19 protein-coding genes are annotated in these 25,490 nt (G+C 73.9%); 13 read left to right on the top strand and 6 right to left on the bottom strand.

Going from position 1 to position 25,490, the window contains the following annotated elements:
* The first annotated feature begins 255 nt into the window (after positions 1-255).
* From VSR01_RS06850 to VSR01_RS06840, 3 genes are all read left to right on the top strand, one after another.
* Positions 256-1,560, top strand: coding sequence for a DUF5685 family protein (locus VSR01_RS06850; protein WP_326448382.1), 1,305 nt, complete (start codon positions 256-258; stop codon positions 1,558-1,560).
* Positions 1,561-2,165: 605 nt separating this feature from the next.
* Complete coding sequence (locus VSR01_RS06845; protein ID WP_326448381.1) at positions 2,166-4,259, top strand: DUF1684 domain-containing protein; 2,094 nt, start codon at positions 2,166-2,168, stop codon at positions 4,257-4,259.
* Between the two features lie 241 nt (positions 4,260-4,500).
* Positions 4,501-5,502, top strand: coding sequence for a S1 family peptidase (locus tag VSR01_RS06840; protein WP_442785654.1), 1,002 nt, complete (start codon positions 4,501-4,503; stop codon positions 5,500-5,502).
* 129 nt (positions 5,503-5,631) lie between these two features.
* Here the strand turns inward: VSR01_RS06840 and VSR01_RS06835 are convergent, their stop codons facing one another.
* Complete coding sequence (locus tag VSR01_RS06835; RefSeq protein ID WP_326448379.1) at positions 5,632-6,093, bottom strand: PPOX class F420-dependent oxidoreductase; 462 nt, start codon at positions 6,091-6,093, stop codon at positions 5,632-5,634.
* A gap of 144 nt (positions 6,094-6,237) precedes the next feature.
* Positions 6,238-6,867, bottom strand: a complete 630-nt coding sequence (locus VSR01_RS06830; protein WP_326448378.1) for a 2'-5' RNA ligase family protein — start codon at positions 6,865-6,867, stop codon at positions 6,238-6,240.
* Positions 6,868-7,104: 237 nt separating this feature from the next.
* On the opposite strand from VSR01_RS06830, the gene VSR01_RS06825 reads away from it, so the two are divergent.
* The 5 genes from VSR01_RS06825 (at position 7,105) to VSR01_RS06805 (ending at position 14,380) form a co-directional block, all read left to right on the top strand.
* Positions 7,105-10,560 (top strand): DNA polymerase III subunit alpha, encoded by a 3,456-nt coding sequence (locus VSR01_RS06825; RefSeq protein WP_326448377.1) that lies wholly within the window; start codon positions 7,105-7,107, stop codon positions 10,558-10,560.
* Positions 10,557-11,564: a DNA polymerase Y family protein gene (locus tag VSR01_RS06820; RefSeq protein WP_326448376.1), complete on the top strand. Its 1,008-nt coding sequence runs from the start codon at positions 10,557-10,559 to the stop codon at positions 11,562-11,564. The genes VSR01_RS06825 and VSR01_RS06820 overlap by 4 nt, the downstream gene beginning before the upstream one ends.
* Before the next feature lie 242 nt (positions 11,565-11,806).
* Positions 11,807-12,673 (top strand): esterase/lipase family protein, encoded by an 867-nt coding sequence (locus tag VSR01_RS06815; protein WP_326448375.1) that lies wholly within the window; start codon positions 11,807-11,809, stop codon positions 12,671-12,673.
* A gap of 208 nt (positions 12,674-12,881) precedes the next feature.
* Complete coding sequence (locus tag VSR01_RS06810; protein ID WP_326448374.1) at positions 12,882-14,009, top strand: methyltransferase domain-containing protein; 1,128 nt, start codon at positions 12,882-12,884, stop codon at positions 14,007-14,009.
* Positions 14,006-14,380 (top strand): GntR family transcriptional regulator, encoded by a 375-nt coding sequence (locus VSR01_RS06805; RefSeq protein ID WP_326448373.1) that lies wholly within the window; start codon positions 14,006-14,008, stop codon positions 14,378-14,380. The genes VSR01_RS06810 and VSR01_RS06805 overlap by 4 nt, the downstream gene beginning before the upstream one ends.
* A gap of 48 nt (positions 14,381-14,428) precedes the next feature.
* Here the strand turns inward: VSR01_RS06805 and VSR01_RS06800 are convergent, their stop codons facing one another.
* Positions 14,429-15,514 carry a DUF5925 domain-containing protein gene (locus tag VSR01_RS06800; protein WP_326448372.1) on the bottom strand — a complete coding sequence of 362 codons (1,086 nt, stop codon included), beginning with the start codon at positions 15,512-15,514 and terminating at the stop codon, positions 14,429-14,431.
* Between the two features lie 242 nt (positions 15,515-15,756).
* Between VSR01_RS06800 and VSR01_RS06795 the strand changes: the two genes are divergently transcribed.
* A complete protein-coding gene (locus VSR01_RS06795; protein WP_326448371.1) occupies positions 15,757-16,590 on the top strand; it encodes an SGNH/GDSL hydrolase family protein in 834 nt (277 codons plus the stop codon).
* 170 nt (positions 16,591-16,760) lie between these two features.
* Entirely contained in the window at positions 16,761-17,024 is a 264-nt protein-coding gene (locus VSR01_RS06790; protein WP_326448370.1) for a hypothetical protein, read from the top strand.
* Between the two features lie 181 nt (positions 17,025-17,205).
* Here VSR01_RS06790 and VSR01_RS06785 read toward each other — a convergent pair whose 3' ends face one another.
* From VSR01_RS06785 to hmgA, 3 genes are read right to left on the bottom strand one after another with little or no spacing between them, the layout of a single operon-like run.
* Complete coding sequence (locus tag VSR01_RS06785) at positions 17,206-18,459, bottom strand: type ISP restriction/modification enzyme (protein ID WP_326448369.1); 1,254 nt, start codon at positions 18,457-18,459, stop codon at positions 17,206-17,208.
* A 14-nt stretch (positions 18,460-18,473) separates the two neighbouring features.
* Positions 18,474-19,220: a GntR family transcriptional regulator gene (locus tag VSR01_RS06780; protein WP_326448368.1), complete on the bottom strand. Its 747-nt coding sequence runs from the start codon at positions 19,218-19,220 to the stop codon at positions 18,474-18,476.
* On the bottom strand, positions 19,217-20,599 hold the full coding sequence (gene hmgA, locus VSR01_RS06775) for a homogentisate 1,2-dioxygenase (RefSeq protein WP_326448367.1): 1,383 nt from the start codon (positions 20,597-20,599) through the stop codon (positions 19,217-19,219). Before hmgA ends, VSR01_RS06780 begins: the two co-directional genes overlap by 4 nt.
* 114 nt (positions 20,600-20,713) lie before the next feature.
* On the opposite strand from hmgA, the gene VSR01_RS06770 reads away from it, so the two are divergent.
* From VSR01_RS06770 to VSR01_RS06760, 3 genes are all read left to right on the top strand, one after another.
* Positions 20,714-21,325, top strand: coding sequence for a TetR/AcrR family transcriptional regulator (locus tag VSR01_RS06770; RefSeq protein ID WP_326448366.1), 612 nt, complete (start codon positions 20,714-20,716; stop codon positions 21,323-21,325).
* 166 nt (positions 21,326-21,491) lie between these two features.
* The gene (locus VSR01_RS06765) at positions 21,492-23,822 is read left to right on the top strand and encodes a molybdopterin oxidoreductase family protein (protein ID WP_326448365.1); all 2,331 of its coding nucleotides are present in this window, start codon (positions 21,492-21,494) and stop codon (positions 23,820-23,822) included.
* A gap of 83 nt (positions 23,823-23,905) precedes the next feature.
* Positions 23,906-25,354, top strand: a complete 1,449-nt coding sequence (locus tag VSR01_RS06760) for an aldehyde dehydrogenase family protein (RefSeq protein WP_326448364.1) — start codon at positions 23,906-23,908, stop codon at positions 25,352-25,354.
* Positions 25,355-25,490: the final 136 nt, after the last annotated feature.

The following is a 25,490-nucleotide window of genomic DNA, read 5'->3' as shown; positions in this document are numbered from 1 at the left end:
AATACCTATGGTCGTCCATGATGTGGATGATGTGCCAAGCGGATTGCCGCCAAGCAGGCGACTTGTGACGGTACTGGCACACACGATAGTGGCGCACCGTCAAGCCGCGGCAGGGGTAAGCACGGTGACGGTCGGATGGGAACGCTCTCCACTTCCGGGTGATTCACAGGGCCGTACGGCCGTACCTTGCCCCGTGTACCCGGCCCGATAACATGACCGCCGGTCAAAAAGCCGAGTTCAACGGGGGAGCGGCTCATGTTCGGGATCATCAGACCGTGCCGGCACCGGATGTCGGAGGGCATGGCGGCCTCCTGGGTCGCCCATCTGTGCGGGCTGTGCCTCGCGCTGCGCGACGGGCACGGGCAGTTCGCGCGGGTCGCGACCAACTACGACGGTCTGATCATCTCCGTGCTGGTCGAGGCGCAGTCCACGGCCACGGCGGACCTACGGCGCACCGCGGGACCCTGCCCGCTGCGGGGCATGCGGACCGCTCCGGTCGCCAAGGGCGAGGGGGCGCGACTGGCCGCGGCCGTCTCCCTGGTGCTCGCCTCGGCCAAGGTCCGCGACCACGTGGAGGACGCCGACGGCGCCTTCGCGCGCCGCCCGGTCGCCGCCGCCGCGCGCACGGTCGCCCGCCGCTGGGACCGGGCCGGCGCCCGCACCGGCGGCGACCTCGGCTTCGACACGGCGGTGCTGGTCGACGCGGTCGGCCGGCAGGGCGCGGTCGAGGCCGCCGCCGGGCCCGGGACCCCGGTGCTCGCGGTCACCGAACCCACCGAGACCGCGACCGCCGCGGCCTTCGCGCACACCGCCGTGCTCGCGGGGCGCCCCGGCAACCGGGCCGCGCTGGAAGAGGCCAGGCTCTTCGGCCGGCTCGCCCACCTGCTCGACGCGGTCGAGGACCTCGACGAGGACGCCAGGACCGGCGCCTGGAACCCGCTCACCGCGACCGGCACCGACCTGGCCGAGGCGCGGCGGCTGTGCGACGACGCGCGGCACGGCATCCGGCTGGCGCTGCGCGACGTGGAGTTCGCCGACTCCGCCGCGGGCCGGCTCAGCCACGAACTGCTGGTCCACGAGCTCGCCCGGTCGGTCGACCGGGCCTTCGGCACGACGAGCTGCGGCCACACGGAACACGAGAGCGGGGCCGGGGGCGGCGACCGTGCGCAGGCGGCGGCTGACGCGGCTGACGCGGGTGTGCTCGCGGCAGGCCCCTACGGCGGCAGCCCGTACGGGCCCGGGCCCGGCGGGAGTCCCTACGCGCCGGGGCCGGGGCAGAACCCGTACGCGCCGGGCGACCCCGCAGGTCCCGGCGGCTTCCCGCCGCCGCCCGAGCCGCCGCGCCGGCGCGGCCTGATCGCCGGCTGCCTCGTCTACACAGGCCTGTGCTGCACCTGCCGGGTGTGCTGCACCGAGCACGACGACGCCTGGAGCGGCCGGCGCCGCGAGGCATGGTGCAACAAGTGCGATGACTGCGGGGACTGCTGCGACTGCTGCCAGTGCTGTGACTGCGACTGCTGCGACGGATGTGATTGCTGCGACTGTGGGTGTGACTGCTGAGCATGCGCTGATGCGGTGGTCTGTGGGTGAGCCGGTGGGCCGGTGGGCCGGTGAGCTGTACAGGGGTGCGGGGATGCGCCGGTGGTGGGCGGTGCGCGGACGTGTGAACGGGACGCATGAGCTGAGGGAGGTCCGGCCGGGGCCGGTGTGGCGAGCGCGTTGAGGCGGTCGTGCGGGGGAGGCCGACCGGCGGGGCGGGCGGACGCGGCGTCTGCGGGGCGCGTGCGCCGGGGCCCTGGAGGCCGGTCGGTGGCGATGGCGCCGGCGGTGCGCCGCGATGCGGGCCCGGGGCGGAGTCAGCGCCTGGTCAGCGGTGACAACACGATGCCGACCACACCCGACCGAAGTCGATGTGGCCGCGGATGACCAGCCGACAACTGCGCATGACCTCAGTCCAGCAGCAGCGCCGCCACCCCGTCAACCGCGCCCGGCCTCGCCGTCCACCTGTCGGACACGCTTGACATCCGGCGACACGCTCGGCTTAGCCTCATGTCAAGCCCCTTGCGGGGCGAGCCGCGTTGAGGGACGCGGCGGCTGTGCGGTGAAGGCGGCATCCGTCCTGCCTTCCGTCTCCGCGTGTCCAGCACACGCGTCTGGAGCCCCGCATGCCTGCCGACCCGTCACCTTCCCCCGCGCCGCACCTCGTCTCCGACTCCCCACCCGTCCCCGTCGGGTCGTCCGCGCTGCCCGGGGCGGGCCCTGGCTCGGGTGCCGCGCCGGTGCCCGCGGCCGGGGCGGGCGCCGGGGTCGTCGCGGGGGTACGGGTGCCCGGACCGCGCGGGCCGGTGGCCGGGCGGACGCCGTCCGCAAGGCCGCAGGCCGCCCCGCGCGCCCACCGGCCGACCGGCGCGCTGCACCTCGCAGCACTCATCGACGCACGCGGCCCGCTCGCCGTCGAGCGCTGTGCCGATCTGGTCCGCCTGGCCGAGAGCGGCGGCCTCGACTTCGTCGTCCTGCGGTGCGCCGCCGAGTCCGCCCCCGACGCGCTCGCGCTGCCCACGCGTATCGCTCCGGCCACCGACCGCATAGGCGTCCTCCCGCTGCTCGCCCCGGACCCGGCCGGCGTCGCCCTCGCCGACGCCCTGGCCACCCTCGACCGGCTCTCCGAGGGCCGTGCGGGCTGGGCCGTCGCACTCCCGCCCGTCCCCCGACCCTCCGCGGCACGGGCGCAGGCCCCGTCCGCCACCATCGGCACCGGTACCGACGCCGGGTCGGCCGGCGCGGCGGACGACGCGGTGGCCGCGGTGGTCGACGCCGTGGTGGACGCCTGGGACACCTGCGCGCCGTCGGGGGACGCGCGTGCCGCGCGGCCGCGGCCGGTGATCGCCGTGGACGCCGGGCAGCCGGGACCGGGCCCCGCTCTCGCGGCTCGCCACGCCGACATCGCCTTCGTCCGCGCCGCCCGCCCGGAACAGGCCGCCGAGACCGGCGCGAGTCTGCGCGCACTGGCCGCCCAGGCCGGCCGCGACCCCGACCGGCTGCTGGTCTTCGCCGACCTCGCCATCGACTTCGGCCACGGCGAACTCGGCCACGAGCCCGGCGTCGAGGTCGGCCCGGTCGACGACGGCGCCGGTGGGCTGCTCTTCCGGGGCGGCCCCGTCGACCTCGCCGAACTCGTCGTGCGCTGGCGTGAGGCCGGCGCCGTCGACGGTTTCCTGGTCCGCCCGGTCGAGCCCGGCCGCGACCTGGAGCGCTTCGTCAACGGCACGGTGGCCCTGCTCCAGCACCGCGGCGCCTTCCGCACCTTCCACCCGGGCGGCACCCTGCGCGAACACCTCGGCCTCCACCGTCCGGCGCCGCCCCGAACACCCCCGCCGACGCCGCCGGCCCCCTCCGCACCGTCAGCGCCCCTCGGGCGACCGGCGTCCCGCTCGGGCCCCGCGACATCACCACCCTTCGGGAGCACATCAGGCTCCCCCGACCGGTATGGAAGGCTTGAGCACATGACCACACAAGCACCTGACCTGGCGTTTTCCGACTGGGAGCAGTGGCGTGAGCGGCGCGCCGCGTCCGTCGCCGCTCCGGACGGCCCGCTCGCCCTCACCGCCACCCACTGGCTGGAGGACCTTGAGGACGGCGAGGCGCCGGACCTCCCCGGCCGCTGGCGGGAGGAGAACGGGAACGTCGTGCACGAGACCTCGGACGGCAACCGTGCCGTGCTCCTTCCCGAAGGCGGCCCGCTGCTGCTCGCGGACGGCCGCAAGGTCGCCGCGATCGTCCGCGAGGGCGTGCTCGGGGTGCGTGTCTGGGACGCGCAGTCCCCGGCGAGGAAGGCGTTCGCCGGCATCGACGCCTTCGCCTTCGACGCGCGCTGGGTGGTGCCCGGCGCCTTCCGCGCGTACGACGCTCCGCGCCCGGTGCGACTGCCCAACGCCGACGGCCGCGAGCGCGATCTCGCCCTGGGCGGCGAACTCACCTTCACCGCCGCCGGCGTCGAGCACACCCTGTCCGTCGCCGTCGAGGACGACGGCCGGCTGTGGGCCGTCATCGCCGACGCAACCAGCGGCACGTCCACCTTCCGGTTCCGCTTCCTGTACGTGTCCGCCCCTGCCGCGGACGGCTCGGCGACCGTGGACCTCAACCGCGCCCAACTGCCGCCGTGCGCCTTCGCCGACGCGTTCATCTGCCCTTTCCCTCCTCCCGGGAACACCCTGCCCTACGCCCTCGAAGCGGGGGAGCGCGCCGTTCTCACCAGCTGAGACACCCTCATCTCCGCGCGCCCCGGCGGCTCCCCGGCCGCCGGGGCGCTGCCGTGCGCCGGATATCGGTGTCGGCGGCCCTCTTGTGTGTTGCCTGTGGGGTCTGAATACTCTCCTGCGTACTTGTCAGACGCATGAGGTGTTCTTTAATCGGTGTTGACCTGACAGTACATCGACAAGATCAGGGTCAAGTCCGCCTCCACCCCCACAGGAGGAACGTGTGAAGTCCCGTCGCATCACGATGATCGCGGTCGCGTCCGGCCTGCTCGCCGCCACCGCGTTCGCCCTGCCCGCAGCCTCGGCCGCTCCCACGGCCAAGGTCAGTCCCGACGCCGCCGCCTCCCTCGCCGCCCGTCTGGGCGCGAACGCCACGGCCGGCACCTACTACGACGCGGCCGCCAAGACGTCCGTCGTCAACGTCACCACCCAGGCCGCGGCCGACGCCGTCCGCGCCGCCGGCGCCACCCCGCGCCTGGTCGACCACAGCACCGCCCAGTTGCTGAAGGCGGGCGACGCCACCAAGAGCGCCGACATCGCGGGCACCGCCTGGTCGGTCGACACCAGGACCAACGCCCTCGAAGTGAACATCGACAGCAGGGTCACCGCCGCCCAGCTCGCCAAGCTCCGCCAGGCGACCGCCGGCTACGGCGACGCGGTCCACATCACCCGCGTCTCCGGAACCTTCAGCAAGCTGCTCTCCGGCGGCGACGCGATCTACACCGACAGCTGGCGCTGCTCCGTGGGCTTCAACGTCCGCAGCGGCAGCACCTACTACTTCCTCACCGCAGGCCACTGCACCGAGGGCTACCCGGACTACTACACCAGCTCCAACGCCTACATCGGCCCCACGGTCGGCACGAGCTTCCCCACCAACGACTACGGCATCGTCCGCTACGACTCCTCCGTCGCCCATGACGGGACCGTCGGCAGCCAGGACATCACCAGCGCCGCCAACGCCTACGTCGGCGAGTCGGTCAAGCGCCGCGGCTCGACCACCGGCATCCACAGCGGGACCGTCCAGGCCCTCAACGCCAGCGTCAACTACGGCAACGGCGAGATCGTCAACGGCCTGATCAAGACCAACGTCTGCGCCGAGCCCGGCGACAGCGGCGGCTCCCTGTACGACGGCACCAAGGCCATCGGCCTGACCTCCGGAGGCAGCGGCAACTGCTCCTCCGGCGGCACGACCTACTTCCAGCCCGTGACCGAGGCGCTCAGCGCGTACGGGGTCAGCGTCTACTGACGCGTCCCCGGCGCCCCGGCGCCGGGTCCGCCCCGCTCATGCTGTTCGTCTCGACGTCCCGGTCGCCGTCCCCCACGCGGCGACCGGGGCGTCGCGTCGGGACCGGCGCCGGCGCGTCGACCGGGCGGCTCAGTCGAGCGGGCCGCTCGTCGCCCCCTGGGGGCCGCTCCCGTAGGCCCGGTCCGCGCGCAGCCTGATCACCAGTCGGCGGTCGGCGACCATCGCCGCGCGGTACTCGTCCCAGTCCGGGTGCTCGCCGGCGATCTTCCGGTAGACGTCTATGAGTTCCTCGACGGCCGCGTCATGGGGATCGGCGGCCACCGCCGACAGCTCGGCGTCTCCCTCCGCCACCAGGTAGGAGCGGCCGTCGGACGACCCGACGTAGAAGCTCGCGCGCGGATCGCGGCGCAGGTTCCGCGTCTTCGCGCGGTCGTCCGTCGCCGACACGCGGATGGTCCGCGACTCCTCGTCGTACGTGAACGAGACGTTGGACAACTGCGGCCTGCCGTCTTTCTTCTGCGTGACGAGCACGCCGAGACCGCCCTGCCGCAACAGGTCGAGCAGTGCCTCGGTGGCGGGGTTCCGGCTCATGATCGCTCCCGGTTCGTCTGATACGCGCGGAACGTCCGACGTCATCGATTTCGGCCGATCCATGCGGATTTGGTGACTGCTTGTGTACGGCCCAACGCGCCGCGTCCGCATCGTGTTCCGAACTCCGGTCCGAATCCGTCGGATTCACTCGTCCGGGTGGCCGGCGAGCGGAAAAGTCTCCCGCAGCCGCCAGCGGACCCCGTCGTTGACCACCAGATGGACCCCGGTGACGCTGGTACGCAGCGGCAGCCCGCCGCGGAACTCGCGCTCCAGCGCCTCGTAGACCTCCGGCGGCTGCCCGCCCGCGACCGTCAGATGGGGGACCGGGTCCTCGTACTCGCCCCCGTACGGCGGCGCCTCCGGCCAGCGCGCCTCGACCGCGGCGGTGAGCGCGCGCAGCGGCGCGTCCGGTTCGGGGATCAGCCAGAGCAGGTCGGGGAAGCGGCCGAAGCCGGTGAAGGCCAGTGTGAACGGCTCCCGCGCGGCGAACAGCGTCCGCAGTTCGGCCGTCACCGCGTCGTCGATCCGGTCCGCGGGGAGGAACGGGTAGAGCACCGTGACGTGCGCGGGCACCCCGGCGCCGGCCGAGGGGTCGTATCTCCGCCGGGCGCCGCCCACCAGCGGGTCCGCCTCGGGGACGGTGACCAGCAGCGCGGTGGTGCCCCGGAGCCCGGGCTGCTCCGCGCCCTGCCCGGCCGCCGGTCCCGCCGCCGGTCCCGCCGCCGGTCCGGCCCGGTCCCCGGCCGCGTCCCGCTCCTTCGCCCCATCGCTCATGTCCTGCATCGTGCCAGTCCGCCGAGTCCGACCGTCAAGTCGGTTTCCCCGCCCGGAAGATGGCCGGGAGCGGCGTGATCCGGCCGCTTCCCGGTCGGCGTCCGGCCGGCGTGATGAACCGAACACATGCTTGTCCGACTCGCTGACCTGGGGCGACTGGGCTAAGCTAATCGAACGAAGGTACGAAAGGCGTATCGGACGGATGGCCGAAAAGGGATGGAGGAGTGGAGGTGCGGCATGGCGGGCTTCGCCCATCTGCATGTCGCGTCCGGTTACTCCGAGCGATACGGCGCCGCACACCCCGAGCAGCTCGTCCAGCGGGCGGCCGAGCGCGGCATGACGACCCTCGCGCTGACCGACCGGGACACCGTGACCGGAACGGTGCGCTTCGCGCGGGAGTGCGAGCGCAGCGGGGTGCGGCCGGTGTTCGGGATCGACCTCGCGGTGGAGGCGCTCGTCCCGCCCCCGGCGGACAGGCGCAGGCGCACCCCCGCGCGCGGCGGCGCCCACGTGGTCGAACCGCCGCTGCGCTGCACGCTGCTCGCCCGGGACCCGGAGGGCTGGGCCCGGCTGTGCCGGATCACCTCCGCCGCCCACGAGGGGACCGCGGGCGGCGCCGCGCCCGTGGTCGCGTCCTGGCAGACACTGCGCGAGCACGGCGGCTCCGGGCTGACCGTGCTGCTCGGACCGCTGTCGGAGCCGGTGCGGGCGCTGGCCGCGGGCCGGGAGGACGTCGCGGTGCGGCTGCTGCGCCCATGGTGGGAGGTCTTCGGCGAGGGACTGCGGCTGGAGGCGGTGGTCCACGGCAGGCCCGGCGCCGCGCCGGGATCGCTGCGGCTCGCCGCCCGCACCCTGGCGCTCGCCGACCGCACCCGTACCACCGCGGTGCTGACCAACGCCGTCCGCTACGCCGACCCCGACCAGCACCGCCTGGCCGATGTGCTGGACGCCGCGCGGCTGCTGCGACCGATCGACCGGCGACGGCTGGACGGCGGGCAGCGCTGGCTGAAGGGGGAGCGGGAGATGGCCCGGATCGCCCAGGCGGTCACCGAGCACGCCGGGACCGGTCCGCGCCGGGCCGGCCGGCTGCTCGCGGACACCGCCGCCACCGCGGACGGCTGCCGTCTCGACCCGGGAACCGGCCTGGGCCTGGGGTCCCGGCACTTCCCCGAGCCCGAGGCCGTCGGTGCGCCTCCCGGGCCCGGCGGCGCACGGCAGCTGCTGCGGGAGCGGTCGCTGGCCGGCCTGGCCCGGCGCGGCCTGGACCGCGACGTGCGGGCACGCGAACGCCTGGACCAGGAGCTGTCCGTCATCGCCGGACTCGGCTACGACTCGTACTTCCTCGCCGTCGGCCAGGCCGTGGCCGACATCCGTGAGCTGGGGATCCGGGTCGCGGCCCGCGGCTCCAGCGCGGGCTCGATGGTCTGCCACGCACTGGGCATCGCCACCGCCAACCCGCTGGAGCATCGCCTGCTGTTCGAGCGCTTCCTGAGCAGCCGCCGCGAGAACCTGCCCGACATCGACATCGACGTGGAGTCGGCGCGGCGCCTGGAGGCGTACGACGCGATCTTCCGCCGCTTCGGCCGCGAGCGGGTCGCGGTCACCGCGATGCCCGAGACGTACCGGGCCCGCAGGGCGCTGCGGGACACCGGCCTCGCCCTGGGGATCCCCCCGGCCGAGGTGGACCGGATCGCGAAGAGCTTCCCGCATCTGCGGGCCTGCGACATCACCGGCGCGCTCGCCGAACTGCCCGAGCTGCGGAAGCTGGCCGCGCAGGCCGACCGGTACGGGCCGCTGTGGGAGCTGGCCGAAGGACTCGACTCCCTGGTGCACGGCATGGCCATGCACCCCTGCGGTGTGATCATCAGCGACGCGACGCTGCTGGACCGGCTGCCGGTGCAGCCCACCCCCCAGGGCGACTACCCGATGGCGATGGCGGCCAAGGAGGAGGTCGAGGCGCTCGGCAACATCAAGCTGGACGTCCTGGCCGTGCGGATGCAGTCGGCGATGGCCCACGCCGTCGCCGAGATCGAGCGGGTCACCGGGAACCGCGTCGACCTGGACGACGCCCGGCAGGTGCCCCTGGACGACGTGTTCGCCTTCAAGCTCATCCAGGAGAGTCAGACGATCGGGATGTTCCAGCTCGAGTCGCCCGGCCAGCAGGACCTGCTCTCCCGGCTGCAGCCGCGGGACGTGCAGGACGTCATCGCCGACATCAGCCTCTTCCGCCCCGGCCCGGTCCAGGGCGGCATGCCCGAGCGGTACATCGCCGCCCGGCACGGCGGCGACCCCCACTACGCCCACCCGGACCTGGAGCCGGTGCTGCGCGACACCTACGGGGTGACCATCTGGCACGAGCAGATCATCGAGACGCTGGAGGTCATGACCGGCTGCGATCCGGCGTACGCCGAGATCGTCCGGCGGGCGCTGGGGAACCGGGAGGAGCTGCCCCGGATCAAGAAGTGGTTCCACCACGAGACGGCCGCCCGCGGCTACACCCCCGAGGTGCGCGACCAGGTGTGGGCCACCGTCGAGGCGTTCGGCGCGTACGGGTTCTGCCGGGCGCACGCGGTCGCCTTCGCGGTGCCCGCGCTGCAGTCGGCCTGGCTCAAGGCGCACCACCCCGCCTTCCTGGTGGCGGGGCTGCTGGAGCACGACCCCGGCATGTGGCCCAAGCGCGTCATCGTCTCCGACGCCCGCCGGCGCGGCGTCCCGGTGCTGCCGGTCGACGTCAACCGCTCCCACGCGGAACACGTGGTGGAACGGGTCGGGGACGACCGGTGGGGCGTCCGGCTCGCGTTGTCCGGGGTGCACGGGATCAGCGAGGACGAGTGCGCGCGGATCGCCGCGGGCCGTCCCTATGGGTCGCTGTCGGACTTCTGGCAGCGCGCGCGGCCGAGCCGGCCGGTCGCCGAGCGCCTCGCCGGGATCGGCGCCCTGGGATGCCTGCACGACGGCCGCCTGACCCGGCGCGACCTGCTGCTCCAGATCGCCGAGCTGCACCGGCAGTCCCGGGTGCGTACCGCGGGCGCCGGCCAGTTGCCCCTCGACGCCGGTGCGATCGGCGGCTCCGAGCCCAGCGGACTGCCGGAGACGACCGGCCGGGAGGCCCTGGGCGCCGAACTCGCCACGCTCGGCATCGACGTCTCCCGGCACCTGATGGACTACCACCACCGGCTGCTGCGGGAGGTCGGCGCGACCGACGCCGCCCACCTGGCCGACCTGCCGGCCGGACGGCAGGTCCTGGTCGCCGGGGCGCGCGCCTCCACCCAGACCCCGCCGATCGCCAGCGGCAAGCGGATCATCTTCGTCACCCTGGAGGACGGCTCCGGGCTGGTGGACCTCGCCTTCTTCGAGGACTCCCACGAGTCCTGCGCCTACACCGTCTTCCACTCCGGCCTGCTGCTGGTGCGCGGAACGGTGCAGGTCCGCGGCACCCGGCGCACCGTCGTCGGTACCATGGCCTGGGACCTGGAGCAGATCGCCGCGACCCGCCGCGACAACGGCCCCCAGGCGGCCCTCGAACTGCTCGGCGCGCCCGGCCCGCAGCCCACCCCCGCCCAGCCCCGGCGCACGCTGCCCAACGGCACCACCGGCGCTCGCCTGCACCCCTACGCCGATCTCCAGCCCGCCGGCACCCGTGCCGCCGACCTGAAGAAGCTGGGCCACCGCAGCCCGGGGAGCGCGGGATGAGCGGGCAGCCGCGGCACATCGCCCATCTGCACCTGCACGGCGTGCGGGACGAGGCGCAGTACGCGGAGGTGCTGGACCTGATGGCCGGCCTCACCCCGCACGTCCAGGCCTTCCCGCCCGACGCCGTCCAGCTCGACCTGACGTCCTGCCTGCGGTACTTCGACCGCGACCCGCAGGACATGGTGCACATGGCGGCGTTCCGGCTCATGGGCCTGTACGGCATCAAGGTCAGCGCCGGCCTGGCGGGCAACCGCATGCTGGCCGCCATGGCCGCGGCCGTCTCGGAGCCGGGCGCCACCACACAGGTCGGCCGCGACCAGGAGGGTGTCGACGCCTGGCTGCGGCCGCGACCGCTGATCGCGCTGCCGGGCGTCGGCCGCAGGACCGCCGAGACCCTCGGCGAATACGGCCTGCACACCGTCGGCCAGGTCGCCGACCTCCCGCCGGCGACCCTCCAGCGCATCCTCGGCGCCGGGCCCGCCCGGCTGCTGGCGGAGCGGGCCCGCGGCCGCGACCCGCGGCCGGTCGTCCCGCAGACACCCCCGGCACATCTGTCCGCGGACCACTTCTTCGAACGGGACTGCCTGGACCCGGCGGAGCAGCACCGGGCGGTCCTGGCACTCGCCGAGCGCCTGGGGGCGCGGCTGCGCACCGAGGTCCAGGCGGCCGGGCGACTCACCCTCACCGTGCGCTGCGCCGACCGCAGTTCGGTCGCCCGCGCCTGCGCCCTCCCCGAGGCCACCGGCCACTCGCCCGCGCTGGCCGCCGCCGCCCTGGGGCTGCTGGCGCGGCTGGGGCTGCAACGCGCGCGCGTACGCGTCCTCACGCTGCGAGCGGAGGGTCTCCTGCCGGCCGAGGACGCCCACCGCCAGCTCAGCATGGACCCGGGCGAGGACCGTGCCCGCGCGGCCGAGGCCGCCGCCGACCGGGCCCGCGGACGGTTCGGCTCCGATGCCGTGTACCCGGCCACCCTGGCGCCGTTCGTACGGCCGCAGGACTCTTAGGCCACCTCGCCGGCCGTCTCCCGGGTCTGCTCCCGCCGTGACACCTTCCCGCTTCCCGCCGGTGCCACCTGGGGAGCGATTTTTTTACCCGCCCGTAACTAGCCACCCGCTTCTTACTCGTGCGTAACTTGTCATGAGCCCGGCATGAGTGATCCGGATCACAGGGCGTGTGGACGTACGGCTTCCGGCCGCCTTCGGGCTGCCCCGGCCCCACTGACTCTCATGACCTGCGAGGAGATCACATGAAGCTGCCCTGGAGACGACTCCTGGCCGCGTTCTCCCTGGCGACCGCCATGGCGATCGTCCCCACCGCGGCCGCGTCGGCGTCCTCGCCGGCGTCCTCGGCGCCGACCAGCGGGTGGAACGACTTCACCTGCCGTCCCTCCGCCCAGCACCCCCGCCCCGTCGTCCTGGTGCACGGCACCTTCGCCAACGGGACCGACAACTGGCTGGTCTTCGCGCCCTACCTGGAGGCGCGCGGATACTGCGTCTTCTCCTTCGACTACGGGATGCTGCCCGGCGAGAACCTGATCGGCGGGCTGGGCCCGATCGCCGGCTCCGCGCAGCAGCTCTCGGACTTCACCGACCGTGTGCTCGCCGCCACGCACGCCGCCAAGGTGGACATCGTCGGCCACTCGCAGGGCGGCATGATGCCGCGCTACTACCTGAAGTACCTCGGCGGCGCGGCCAAGGTGAACGCGCTGGTCGGCCTCGCACCGGACAACCACGGCACGACGCTGGACGGACTGACCGCCCTGCTCCCGTACTTCCCCGGCGCGTCCGACTTCCTCGACTCCAGCCTCCCGGGACTCGCCGACCAGGTGGCCGGATCGGCCTTCCAGAAGACCCTCAACGCGGGCGGCGACACCGTGCCCGGGGTCCACTACACGGTGATCTCGACCGTCTACGACGAGGTCGTCACCCCGTACACGACCCAGGCGCTGTCCGGCCCGGACGTGCACAACGTGGTGCTGCAGGACCTCTGCCCGCTCGACGTCTCCGAGCACGTCACGATCGGGCTGACCGACCGGATCGCCTTCCACGAGGCCGCGAACGCGCTCGACCCGGCGCACGCGACCCCCACCACCTGCCTGTCGGCGTTCAGTTAGGCCGGAAGAGCAGGCAATCGGAGAATCCGGAATCCGGAAGAACCGGGAAGTCGGCAAGCCGACCAACCAGCAGATCGGTACGCCGACCGGCTGCGGCTGCGGCTGCGGGGCACGGTTCCGGTTCGCGGTTCCGTTGCGGGACGAGCCGGCGCCGGCGGCCCGCGCCCGCCGCGCGGCGACTGTCAGTGGCGGGTGGCAGGCTCGTCCCATGACCACCGAGGACCACCTGTTCTGGGACGCCGCCGCCGAGCACTTCGACGACGAGCCCGACCACGGCCTGCGCGACCCGGACGTACGGGCCGCGTGGGCCGCGCGGCTGCGGTCCTGGCTGCCCGCCGCGCCTGCGGACGTGCTCGACCTCGGCTGCGGCACCGGCAGTCTCGCGCTGCTCGCGGCCGAGGACGGCCACCGGGTCACCGCGCTGGACCGGTCGGGCGAGATGGTCGCGCGGGCCCGCGCGAAGCTGGCGGGCACCGCCGCCCGGGTGCTGGTCGGCGACGCTGCGTACCCGCCCGTCGCGCCGGGCGGGTACGACGCGGTGCTCGTCCGCCACGTCCTGTGGGCGCTCCCCGACCCCGCCGCGGTGCTGCGCCGCTGGGCCGGCCTGCTGAGGCCGGGCGGCCGGCTGGTCCTGGTCGAGGGGCGCTGGGGGGCCGAGCCTGCCACGGGCCTGGCCGCGGCGGAACTGGCCGCACTGGCCGGGCCGCTGGGCGGGCAGGTCCGGATCGAACAGCTCGGCCACGCGGCCGAACTGTGGGGCCGCGAGGTCGACGACGAGCGCTACGCGGCGGTGGTCCTCCCGGCCGAGCGGCGCAGGCACGCCGAGATCGTCGACGTCCACCTGATCCTGGTGCGCGAGGGACGGGTGCTGCTGGCCCGGCGCGCCGGCACCGGCTACGCGGACGGCCTGCTGCACGCGCCGTCCGGCCACGTGGAGGACGGCGAGGACGTGCGGTCCGCCGTGATCCGCGAGACCCGCGAGGAGATCGGCCTCGACCTCGCCCCCGACGACCTGGAGGCGGTCCTGGTCATGCAGCACCGCGCGCCCGACGCGAGCGCCAGGACCGGCTGGTTCTTCCTGGCCCGGCAGAGCCGGGACGCCCCCGAGCCCGTCAACGCCGAGCCGCACAAGTGCTCGGAGATCGGCTGGTACCCACTGGACGCACTGCCGGACGACATGGTCGCGTACTGCAGGGCCGGCCTCGACGCCTACCGCGCGGGACACCGCTTCCTGCTGCACCTGCACGAGCGGGGCGACTCCATCGCCCACGATCCGCAAGGACCCGGTCGGGCGGTGCCGCTGGCGCCTCCCGCTGTGCCAAGATCCGGGGCATGAGCCTGAAGGTCACCATCGATCCGGCCGCCGCCACCGCCCCCTACGAGCAGCTCCGCGGCCAGATCGCGCAGGAGGCGCGCGCGGGCCGGCTGCCGGTCAACTACAAGCTGCCCACCGTGCGCGGCCTCGCCGAGGAACTGGGCCTGGCGGCCAACACGGTGGCCAAGGCGTACCGGGCGCTGGAGGAGGACGGGGTGATCGAGACCCGTGGCCGGCACGGCACGTACATCGCCGCGGGCGACGCGAGCGCCCGCGAGGTGGCCGCCGCCGCGACCGCCTACGTGGAGCGGACCCGCCGCCTGGGACTGGACCGCGACGCCGCCCGCGCCGCCGTGGACGAGGCACTGCGGGCGGCCTACGGCGACGCCTAGCAGCACGGGAGCCGCGGGAGCCGCCAGAGGTACGGAGGCGCAGGGGTACTAGAGGTAGAGGCCGTCCTGCGCGCGGGTGGACGAGGCGGTTCCGGCGGCGGACGCGCCGCGCCGCAGCGCGTACAGTTCGGCGAGGGTCGCGCCGTCGCGGCCGATGCCCTCCGACGTGCCGAGCCAGGCGACGGACTCCTCACGAGTGAGCGGGCCCACCTCGATCCTGGCCAGGCAGCGGCCGGGACGGACCACGGCGGGGTGCAGCCGCTCCAAGTCCTCGTTGGTGGTGATGCCGACCAGGACGTTGCGCCCCTGGCCGAGCAGACCGTCGGTGAGGTTGAGCAGCCGCGACAGCGCCTGCCCGGTCTCGTGCTTGGCCTGACCGCGGATCAGCTCGTCGCAGTCCTCCAGGAGGAGCAGCCGCCAGCGCCCGCCGGCCTCGTCGTCCTCCCCGATGGCGATGTCCATCAGGTAGCCGACGTCGTTGAACAGCCGCTCGGGGTCCAGCACGCAGTCCACCTGGCACCAGTCGCGCCAGGAACGGGCCAGCGTGCGCAGCGCCGAGGTCTTGCCGGTACCGGGCGGTCCGTGCAGAAGCAGCAGCCTGCCCGTGACGTCGTCGGCGGTCAGCTTCATCACGTCGTCCAGCGCCGCGGCGACCGGCGCGGTGTAGTTGCCCCGCAGCTCCTCCCACGCGGCCGCGGAGATCTGCCGCGTGGTGCGGTGCGGGCCGCGGCGCGGCGAGACGTACCAGAAGCCCATGCTCACGCTCTCTGGCTGCGGCTCCGGCTCGTCCTCGGCATCGTCCACCGCGGACTTCAGCACCCGCTCGGCGAGTTCGTCGGATACCGCGGCCACCGTGACGTCCGCGCCCCGGTTCCACCGGGAGACCAGCATGCTCCAGCCGTCGCCCTCGGCGAGGATCGCGCTGCGGTCCTTGTCCCGCGCCTGGCGCAGCACGCTCGCGCCCGGCGGCAGCAGCGTCAGCCCCGCCTTGACGCTGTCCAGTGACGCGCCCCGCGCGAACGGATGCTCCCCGGAGGTGAACCGGCCGAGGAAGAGCGCGTCGATGACGTCGGACGGCGAGTCGCTGTCGTCGAGGCGGACATGGACCGGAAGGACCATGTGAGGTTCCGTCATGGGCCTCCTCGGGCCTTCGGATGCGGCGGGCATACGGCCATGATCCGGCACCGAGGGGCATTCGCCCACTGTTTTTCGTGCGGGCGTTACCCAGGTCAGGTCGGGTGAAATCCGGCCGAACGGGTTGATTCAAGCGGTCGAGCGATGGATAACTACTCTGTGTAATCACCGGACATTGCGGTGGATCGCCCAACCAGTCGCCAGAAAGCACCTTCTGACGGCCGCTCATGCAAGGAACCCCCATGAGAACACCACGAACCCCGAGATCCGCGGCCGCGCTGATCCTCGGATCGCTGCTCGCCGTGCTCAGCCTCCTCGCCGCCGCGCCGGCCCGGTCCGCCTCGCCGCAGGCCGGTGGAGCGCGCGCCGCCGGCCCTCGCTACGTCGCGCTCGGAGACTCCTACTCGGCCGGCGTCGGGGCCGGGGAGTACGACCCGGCCAGCGGGTCCTGCCGGCGCAGCGCCCACGCCTACCCCGCACTGTGGGCCGCCGCCCACGCGCCGGCCGCCTTCGCCTTCACCGCGTGCTCCGGGGCGCGGACGGAGGACGTGGTGGCGAAGCAACTCGGCCCGCTGAACGCCTCCACCGCGCTGGTCAGCATCTCCATCGGTGGCAACGACGCCGGATTCTCCGACGTCATGACGACATGTGTCCTCTCCTTCCAGTCGACGTGCCTGAAGCGGGTGGCGCAGGCGCGCGACTACGTCGAGGACACGTTGCCCGAGCTCCTCGACCGCACCTACGACGCGATCCGGACCAAGGCTCCGCACGCACACGTGGTGGTCCTCGGCTACCCGCGCCTGTACGAGATCCCGGGGAACTGCCTGCTGGGCCTGAGCGAGACCTCGCGCCAGGCGATCGACACCACGGCGGACGACCTGGACACGGTCGTCGCCAAGCGCGCCGCCGACCACGGATTCACCTTCGCCGACGTCCGGAAGGCGTTCTCCGGGCACGAACTGTGCTCCGCCGCGCCGTGGCTGCACGCGGTCACCCTGCCGCCGGAGGACTCCTACCACCCCACTGCCGAGGGGCAGTCGAAGGGCTATCTGCCGGTGTTCGGGGCAGCCGCCTGACCGGACCGGGAAGAGGCGTCAGGGCGCCGACGACAAGCCGCTTTGTCGCCAACGGCCTTGAGGAAAAGGGGAATCGGGCTCGCAGAGCAACCTGGGATGCGCACGTGACGCGGCGGGGCGATAGGGTTAACCTGCCCGAGGCGGGTGCCCTCGTAAGGGTGGGGAGTGTCATGGAACAGATAGCGATGCCGAGCAGGCCGAGAGTGCCTGCCATCAACTGCGGTTCGAGTGCGACCAGCGCGCGCCTCGACCGGCACCTGTCGGTGCTGGCGGGTCCCGCTGTGCCGCACCGCGAGGCCGAGGAGGCGACCGTGCTCATGCGGGAGCTGACCTCGCGTGACACCGTGCACACCAGGACCAACCGGGGCGCTCGCGTCTCGCTCTTCGCCCCATTGCGGAGGCTGCGTCGGTCCCTGTTCGGCAACCACGGCTGACCTCCGGCAGGGCGCCGCTCGCCCTCGCCGGCAGTCACACCCAGGTCCGCACGCCCGGCCGGCTGGGGCCCCCAGCCCCGCGACGTCCCGCGCCCCCGCCCGCCCGCACTCGACGCGGCCGTCACTCCCCAGCGGCCCGAGCCGAAGCGGACGGCACGCAGGACGCGCCTCCGCGCGCACGTCACAGCAGGGCGAACTGCCCGTCGGGGCCTTCCTCGTGGTGTTCGAGCACCGAGGCGGGCCGTCGCCTCGCGACGGGCACCGGCAGGATTCCAGCGGCGCACAGGTCGGTCGCGCCCGGTGTCGCCCCGGACGCCGCGGCGGCGGAGAGCCGCTCGCCGAACGCGTCCAGGTCGGGGCGAAGCGCGGCCAGCAGCGTCAGCAGGCTGATCAGCTCCAGCAGTTCCGATGTCACGGCGCGCGTCCAAGTCGGCGGGCACAGCGCCTCCAGAGATCCGTCCGCGGGCGCCGGGACCCGTTGCCCGTACCAGTCCTCCAGCACTCGCACCCCGCCCGCCGTGACGTCCCAGGCGGCGGAGGAGACCGGTGACACCTGGCCGGTCCCGATCCGCAGGCACTGCTCGTCCGGGTCGAACTCCGGCCCCTCCGGTGGAGGCACGGCCGGAAGCGGCGCTCGCACATAGGGGCGGCTGCCGCCGGGCAGGCGCAGCCGGGCGGAGTCCCGGCCGGCCGCGGGGTCGGCGAAGCGCGCGCCGCGCGTGTGCAGCCACACCGACCGTGCGCCCAAGTCGACGCCCGCACGCCAGATGTCGACGTCCTTCGGCAGAGGCACGGTCGTGCCCGCGGGGTCGGGCCGGGCCGCCGCCGCGATCCATGCCAGCACCTCGTACGCCGTGACCGTAAGGCCCAGCCGGGCGGCGAGCCAGTCGGTCAGGCCGGGCGCGAGATTGGGCTCCCGGCCGCCGGGCTGCCGGAACAGCGGGCGTATCAGGGACGGCTTCCCCCCTTGCGAGTGTCCGTCGGGCAGCAGCGCGCTGAAGGCGAGGGCCGGCTCGTCCGGTTCGGCCTGCGGCGCCCGCTCGATCGCGAACACCTGCGTGTCGTCGGCGACCCGCCACAGCTCGGGCCGGGCGGCGTCGATCAGGCGGTGGTCGGGGATCAGCCACTGCTGGTCGTACGCGCCGTGCCGGACCCGCACCGGCTCGGGACAGGGACCCTGCTCGCGGGCCAGCGCGGTGGTGGGGGTCCGGTGTCCGGGAAGCTGGGCGACGGCGGTGTACGGGCCGCGGGCGCGTGTGGGGTGCAGCAGCGCGGCACGCTCGGCGTCGTCGTCCGCTGCGGTGAGGCGGGCCCAACGCGCCTTCAGACAGGCGGGCTCCGGGGCCATCGGCCACCGGCGGCCGAGCCGCAGCGGACGCACGGACCAGGGCATCAGATCCTGCAGCAGGGGCGCGTCGTCGCTCACCGCACGCATGCTACTGAGCACCCTCAGGGCGCCTCCATGGTCACCGTGAAGGAAAACCGGTCGCCGCGGTAGTGGATGCGCACCACGTCGACCGCGCGTCCGGTGTCGTCGTACGTCACACCGGTGTAGTGCAGGATCGGGCTGAGCAGCGGGACCTGGAGAAGGGCCGCGGTCTCCGGGGAGGCGAGCCGCGCCTCCACGGTGTCGGTGATCCTGCTGATCCGCACTCCCAAGGCGTCCCGCAGCACTTTCGTCATCGGCCAGCGTTCCAGGTCCGCCAGGTCGATCCGGTCGGCCAGTTCGGGGCGGACGAAGTTCTCCGCCCAGTCGGTGGGCTCACCCGAGTCGTCGCACCGCAGCCGGCGGAAGGCCGTCGCCTCGGTCAGGTCCGTCAGGTGTTCGGCGACCTCGGGCGGCAGCGGGGCGGGGCCGTGCCGCAGCACGGTCGTCCTGCCGCCGGACTGCTGCGCGACGATCGCGTCCACCGAGCCCAGCAGCTTGACCGGCGCCCCGCGGCGGGCCGCCGCCTCTATGAAGGTGCCGCGCCGGCGGTGGCGGGATATCAGCCCTTCGTCCTCCAGTTCCTTCAACGCCTGGCGCATGGTGAGCACGCTGACGCCGTAGTGGTCGGCGAGATCCTCCTCGGTGGGCAGCCGCAGGGGAGCGTCGGGACGGCGGCCCAGTATCGAGGCGCGCAGCGACTGGGACACCTGGTACCACAGCGGCAGCCTGCGGTTCAGGACCAGTGAGTCGGGGGCGAAGGCGTTCACGGCCGGAAGTTTCTCGCGAGACCTTCCCACACCGCGTCGTACCCCTGCTGCCGGTGGCCGGCGGACAGCGCCAGTTCCGTCGGCACCACCGGCCAGCGCGTCTCGAACATGAACGCCAGCCCGTCGTCGATCTTCTGCGGGACCAGTTCGGCGCTGCTCGCCCTGTCGTAGGTGGCGCGGTCCGGGCCGTGCGCCGACATCATGTTGTGCAGCGAGGCGCCGCCGGGGACGAAGCCCTCGGCCTTGGCGTCGTAGGCGCCCTCGACCAGGCCCATGAACTCCGACATCACATTGCGGTGGAAGTACGGCGGGCGGAAGGTGTCCTCGCCGACCAGCCAGCGCGGTGCGAACACCACGAAGTCGGCGCCCGCGAGACCGGGGGTGTCCGAGGGCGAGGTGAGCACGGTGAAGATCGACGGGTCCGGGTGGTCGTAGCTGATCGACCCGATCACATTGAAGCGGTGCAGGTCGTAGACGTACGGGACGTGGTTGCCGTGCCAGGCGACCACGTCGAGCGGCGAGTGGTCGTACTCGGCCGCCCACAGATTGCCGCCGAACTTGTTGACCACCTCCGTCGGCTCCTCGCGGTCCTCGTAGGCGGCGACCGGTGCCAGGAAGTCCCGCGCGTTGGCCAGGCCGTTGGCGCCGATGGGGCCCAACTCGGGGAGCTGGAAGGGCTGACCGTAGTTCTCGCAGACATATCCGCGGGCGGCCTCCTCCAGCAGCTCCACCCGGAAGCGCACGCCGCGGGGGATCAGCGCCACATGGCCGGGATCGGCGCGCAGGACGCCCAGCTCGGTCCTGACCAGCAAGGCTCCCTGCTGGGGGACGATCAGAAACTCGCCGTCCGAGGAGGAGAAGACCCGGCGGTTCATCGAGCGGTTGGCGGCGTACCAGTGGATGCCGATGCCCTCGCGGCGCAGCACGTCGCCGTTCCCGCCCACGGTGACCAGGCCCTGCACGAAGTCGGTGGGAGCCTCGGGGACCGGCAGCGGGCCCCAGCGCAGCCGGTTGGGGTCCGGCTGCACGTCGAGGAACGGGGCACTGCGCAGTGAGCCGTTGTCGACGCGGTGGAAGGGCGGGTGGGCGGCCGAGGGCCTGATCCGGTAGAGCCAGCTGCGGCGGTTGCGGGCGCGCGGCTCGGTGAACGCCGTCCCGCTCAACTGCTCGGCGTAGAGCCCCAGCGGGGCGCGCTGCGGTGCGTTCCGCCCCAGGGGCAGCGCGCCGGGGACGGCCTCGCTGCTGTGCTGGTTGCCGAAGCCCGAGGAGTACGCGAGCTGCTTGCCGTCTCCGATCCGGTCCGCCGTGGCCTCGGCGCCGGCGGCCCGGGCCGTCCCCGCGCCGCGCGCCGTGTCGGTGGTGCTGTCCGAGCCGTCCATGATCCGTTCCCCGTCCTGCCGCCGTCCTTATTCCTATGCTGAAGCACAGGAATAAGGACGGCAACCCCCTCGCCTCCGGCCTGTGGAAAACTCCCCCTTGGCTAGGGAGGACGCATGGCGGAACCGCGTGGCGCCGAGAGCGGCGGCACCCTGCGCCGTGCCCCGGTGCAGCGGCGGAGCACCGAACGGCTGACCCGCATCCTGGACGCCTGCGCCCGGGAACTGGACGAGGTGGGCTACGAGCGGCTGAGCACCCGCGCGGTCGCGGCCCGGGCCGGCGTCCCCATCGGCTCGGTCTACCGCTTCTTCTCCGACAAGCGGGCCATGACCGACGCGCTCGCGCACCGCAATCTCGACGACTTCCTCGCACGCGCCGCGGCGCGGCTGACCGAACCCGGCACCGGCACGGACTGGCGGGGCGCGGTCGACGTGCTGGTCGACGAGTACACCGCGATGAAGCGCACCGCGCCGGGCTTCGCGCTGGTGGACTTCGGCGTCCCCGGCGAGACCAACGAGGACCTCGCCGACCGCCTCCCCGCGCTGCTCGGCGACCGGCTCGCCACCGACCCGGCCGATCCGCGGCTGCGCCTCGCGCTGGTCGTCGCCGTCGAGACAGCCGACGCCGCGCTGCAACTGGCCTTCAGAACCGGGCCGTCCGGTGATCCGCGGGTCATCGAGGAGACCAAGATCCTGTTGCGGGCCTACCTCGAAACGGTCCTCGGCTGACGCGCGGGACCGCTGCCCCGGGCCCGCGGGGCCGGGCGCGGAAAGGCCTGTGGATAACTCCGATCACGGTCGGTGACGACGGGGTAATGTCGTGTTCGTCACCGGCCCGAACGAGCCGGGGAACGTGCCCCGCGCCCACCGGCGCGACGTCCGTGGGGAGTCCACGATGACCCGTACAGCACTGCGCATCTGCCCGCTCTGCGAAGCGACCTGCGGCCTCGAGCTGACCATCGGCGACGGGCGGGTGACCCACGCCCGCGGCGATGGGGCGGACGTCTTCAGCGCGGGGTTCATCTGCCCCAAGGGCGCCTCCTTCGGCGCACTCGACAACGATCCCGACCGGCTGCGCGGGCCGTTGGTGCGCAAGGACGGACAACTGGTCGAGACAGGGTGGGCGGAGGCGTTCGCCGCGGTCGCCGAAGGAATGGGCGCCGTCGTCGGCGCGCACGGCGGCGAGGCGGTCGGCGTCTTCCTCGGCAACCCCAACGTGCACACCGTGGCCGGCGGCCTCTACCCGGGGCAGTTGATCGCCGCCCTTCGCACCCGCGCCGTGTTCACCGCCAGCACGCTGGACCAGATGCCCAAGCACGTGTCGTCCGGCCTGCTGTTCGGCGACCCCAACGCCATCCCTGTGCCCGACCTCGACCGCACCGACCACCTCGTGCTGATCGGCGCCAACCCGCTGGTGTCCAACGGCAGCCTGGCCACCGCCGCCGACTTCCCCGGCAAGCTCAAGGCGCTGCGCAGGCGTGGCGGCAGGCTCGTCGTCATCGACCCCCACCGCACCAGGACCGCGCGCGTCGCCGACCGCCACATCGCGCCGCGCCCGGGCACCGACGCCGCGCTGCTGCTCGCGATGGTCAACGTGCTCTTCGCCGAAGGGCTCGCCGACCCCGGCGCCCTGGCCCCGCATCTCAGCGGCGTCGACCGGGTACGGGGACTGGCCGCGGACTTCACGCCCGACCGGGTCGCCGGGTACTGCGACGTGCCGGCCGCGGAGATCCGCACCCTGGCCCGGGAGTTGGCGGCGGCCCCGCGCGCCGTCGTGTACGGGCGGCTGGGCAGCACCGCGGTGGAGTTCGGCACGCTGGCGAGCTGGCTGGTCGACGTGCTCAACGCGCTGACGGGCAACCTCGACCGGCCGGGCGGCGCCATGTTCCCGCTCGCGGCCACGGCCCGCAGGCCCCGGCCGCCCCGGCCCGGCAAGGGGTTCGCCACCGGGCGCTGGCACAGCCGGGTCTCCGGGCGTCCCGAGGTCAAGGGCGAACTGCCGGCGGGCGTCCTGGCCGAGGAGATCGACACCCCCGGCGACGGCAGGCTGCGGGCCTTGGTGGTGGTCGCCGGCAACCCCGTGCTGTCCGCGCCGGACGGCCGGCGTCTCGACCGGGCGCTGTCCGGACTCGACTTCATGGTCAGCGTCGACCCGTACCTCAACGAGACGGCACGGCACGCCCACGTCGTGCTGCCACCGCCCCCGCCGTCGCGCAGCGCGCACTTCGACTTCGCGTTCAGCACCCTCGCGGTCCGCAACACCGTCCGCTACAGCCCGCCCGCGGTGCCGCTGGAGGACGGCACCCCGGACGAGCCGGAGATCATGGCCCGGCTGATCCTCGCCGTGCTGGGACAGGGCGGCCCGCAGGCCGACCCCGCCGTGGTGGACGCCCAGGCCGTACGGCGCAGGCTCGACCGGGAGACCGCGGACCCGGACTCGCCGGTGCACGGCCGGGACCCGGGGGAGCTGGCCGACGCGCTCACCGGCCGCACCGGTTACGAGCGACGGCTGGACCTGATGTTGCGGCTCGGCCCCTACGGAGACGGATTCGGCGCCGACCCCGAAGGGCTCACCCTGGCACGGCTGGCGCAGCACCCGCACGGCATCGACCTGGGACCCCTGCGCCCGCGGATACCGGAGGTGCTGCGGACGGCGTCGGGCGCCGTGGAGCTGGCGCCCGAGCCGGTCGTCGCGGACGTGCCCCGGCTCCGGGCCGCCGTCGACGCCGGCGAGCGGCAGCCCGGGCTGGTGCTGATCGGTCGGCGGCACCTGCGGTCCAACAACAGTTGGATGCACAACGTCCCCGCGCTGGTCGGCGGCAGCAACCGCTGCACCGTGCAGATCCATCCCGACGACGCCGCGCGGCTCGGTCTCGCCGACGGCTCCCTCGCGCGGATCAAGGGCGACGGCGGTGAGATCACCGTGCCGGTCGAGGTGACCGACGCGCTGCGGGCCGGGGTGGTGTCGGTCCCGCACGGCTGGGGCCACGACCGGGACGGCACCCGCCTCGCCACCGCGGCCCTGGAACCGGGGGTGAACGTGAACGACCTGCTCGACGGGACCCGCATGGACCCGCTGTCGGGCACGGCGGTGCTCAACGGGTTCCCCGTCCGGCTGGAGCCCGCGCCGAAACCGCCACGGACGACGGCTCGGATACCCGTGCCGGCGGACGGTGCGGCAGGAGCCGGGGGCACAGGAGGCGCGGGGAGCAGCGCCGAAGGATGAGCAGGGAGGGCCTGGCGGCAGAAAACTAACGGCGCTAGTTTAGGTTCGGCGGACACGCGTGGACGGCCTGGGAGGCGGCAGCGATGGCGGACGGCGGCAAGCAGCAGGAGCCCGAGCAGAGCGGGCGGGTGCACCAGGGGCGCGACGCGGTGTTCATCGGCGGCGAGTGGCGGCCCGCCGTCGGCGCGGAGCGCGTCGACGTGCTCGATCCGGCGACCGAACAGGTCATCGGGCACGTCCCGGCCGCCGGCGCGCAGGACGTGGACGCGGCGGTCCGGGCCGCACGCGAGGCGCTGCCCGCCTGGTCCGCCACGGCTCCCGGCCGGCGGGCGGCGGTGCTCGCCGCGGCGCGCGACCTGATGGCGGCGCGGCGCGCGGACATAGCGGCGACGGTCGCGGGGGAGCTGGGCGCGCCGCTGCCGTTCGCGACCGCCGTGCACACCGACATGCCGACCGCGGTGATGGGCACCTTCGCCGATCTGGCCGCGGAGCACCCGTTCGAGGAGACGGTGGGCACCTCGCGGGTGTTCCAGGAGCCGGTCGGCGTGGTGGGCGCGATCACCCCGTGGAACTACCCGCTGCACCAGATCGTCGCCAAGGTCGCGCCGGCCCTCGCCGCGGGCTGCACCGTGGTGCTCAAACCGGCCGAGGACACGCCGCTGGTGGCCCAGCTGTTCGCCGGGATTCTCGCCGAGGCGGGGCTGCCCGCGGGGGTGTTCAACCTGGTCACCGGGTTCGGGCCGGTCGCGGGGCAGGCGCTCGTCGAGCACCCGGGGGTGGACATGGTGTCGTTCACCGGGTCGACCGCGGTCGGGCGCGCGATCGGCGCGGCGGCGGGCGGCGCGGTCAAGCGGGTCGCGCTGGAGCTGGGCGGCAAGTCGGCGAACGTGATCCTTCCCGGTGCGGACCTGGCCCGTGCGGTCAACGTCGGGGTGGCCAACGTGTTCGCCAACTCGGGCCAGACCTGCAGCGCCTGGACGCGGATGCTGGTGGACGCCGAGCGCTACGAGGAGGCGGTGGAGCTGGCCGCGGCAGCCGCGGCCAAGTACCGGCCGGGCGAGCGGCTGGGCCCGGTGGTCAACGCCAAGCAGCGTGAGCGGGTGCGCGGCTATATCCGCAAGGGGGTGGAGGAGGGCGCCCGGATCGTCGCCGGAGGCCCCGAGGCCCCGGAGGCGCTGCCCACCGGGTACTACGTCCAGGGCACCGTGCTCGCCGACGTGGCGCCGGAGTCGACGGTCGCGCAGGAGGAGATCTTCGGCCCGGTGCTGGCGCTGATCCGCTACCAGGACGAGGAGGACGCGCTGCGCATCGCCAACGGCACGGTCTACGGGCTGGCCGGCGCGGTGTGGGGACCGGACGACGAGACGGCGGTCGCCTTCGCGCGGCGCATGGACACCGGCCAGGTGGACATCAACGGGGGGAGGTTCAACGTGCGCGCGCCGTTCGGGGGCTACAAGCAGTCCGGGGTCGGCCGGGAGCTGGGGGCGCACGGGCTCGCGGAGTACCTCCAGACCAAGTCGCTCCAGTTCTGACGCCCCGCTCGCGCCACTCCTCCAGCCCGCTCCCGCTCCCGCTTCCGGGCCCGCGCCTGCCTCAGCCCGGCCCGCTCGCCCGTTCGTCCCGTTGCCCCGCTCAGCCCGCCCCGCACCACCCGACGCCGCCAGGAGA

Origin of the sequence: Actinacidiphila sp. DG2A-62 (assembly GCF_035825295.1) — a bacterium.
In the GTDB taxonomy this organism is placed as follows: domain Bacteria; phylum Actinomycetota; class Actinomycetes; order Streptomycetales; family Streptomycetaceae; genus Actinacidiphila.
The sequence above is the reverse complement of the archived record's forward strand: the minus strand, read 5'-3'. Positions and strand labels throughout refer to the sequence as shown.

Coding starts and splice junctions, on each gene's coding strand:
- VSR01_RS06845 (WP_326448381.1), top strand. CDS start 2,166: ATGCCTGCCGACCCGTCACCTTCCCCCGCGCCGCACCTCGTCTCCGAC.
- VSR01_RS06770 (WP_326448366.1), top strand. CDS start 20,714: ATGGCGGAACCGCGTGGCGCCGAGAGCGGCGGCACCCTGCGCCGTGCC.
- VSR01_RS06765 (WP_326448365.1), top strand. CDS start 21,492: ATGACCCGTACAGCACTGCGCATCTGCCCGCTCTGCGAAGCGACCTGC.
- VSR01_RS06800 (WP_326448372.1), bottom strand. CDS start 15,514: ATGACGGAACCTCACATGGTCCTTCCGGTCCATGTCCGCCTCGACGAC.
- VSR01_RS06760 (WP_326448364.1), top strand. CDS start 23,906: ATGGCGGACGGCGGCAAGCAGCAGGAGCCCGAGCAGAGCGGGCGGGTG.
- VSR01_RS06810 (WP_326448374.1), top strand. CDS start 12,882: ATGACCACCGAGGACCACCTGTTCTGGGACGCCGCCGCCGAGCACTTC.
- VSR01_RS06840 (WP_442785654.1), top strand. CDS start 4,501: ATGATCGCGGTCGCGTCCGGCCTGCTCGCCGCCACCGCGTTCGCCCTG.
- VSR01_RS06830 (WP_326448378.1), bottom strand. CDS start 6,867: ATGAGCGATGGGGCGAAGGAGCGGGACGCGGCCGGGGACCGGGCCGGA.
- VSR01_RS06850 (WP_326448382.1), top strand. CDS start 256: ATGTTCGGGATCATCAGACCGTGCCGGCACCGGATGTCGGAGGGCATG.
- VSR01_RS06785 (WP_326448369.1), bottom strand. CDS start 18,459: ATGCGTGCGGTGAGCGACGACGCGCCCCTGCTGCAGGATCTGATGCCC.
- VSR01_RS06805 (WP_326448373.1), top strand. CDS start 14,006: ATGAGCCTGAAGGTCACCATCGATCCGGCCGCCGCCACCGCCCCCTAC.
- VSR01_RS06795 (WP_326448371.1), top strand. CDS start 15,757: ATGAGAACACCACGAACCCCGAGATCCGCGGCCGCGCTGATCCTCGGA.
- VSR01_RS06825 (WP_326448377.1), top strand. CDS start 7,105: ATGGCGGGCTTCGCCCATCTGCATGTCGCGTCCGGTTACTCCGAGCGA.
- VSR01_RS06835 (WP_326448379.1), bottom strand. CDS start 6,093: ATGAGCCGGAACCCCGCCACCGAGGCACTGCTCGACCTGTTGCGGCAG.
- VSR01_RS06820 (WP_326448376.1), top strand. CDS start 10,557: ATGAGCGGGCAGCCGCGGCACATCGCCCATCTGCACCTGCACGGCGTG.
- hmgA (WP_326448367.1), bottom strand. CDS start 20,599: ATGGACGGCTCGGACAGCACCACCGACACGGCGCGCGGCGCGGGGACG.
- VSR01_RS06790 (WP_326448370.1), top strand. CDS start 16,761: ATGGAACAGATAGCGATGCCGAGCAGGCCGAGAGTGCCTGCCATCAAC.
- VSR01_RS06815 (WP_326448375.1), top strand. CDS start 11,807: ATGAAGCTGCCCTGGAGACGACTCCTGGCCGCGTTCTCCCTGGCGACC.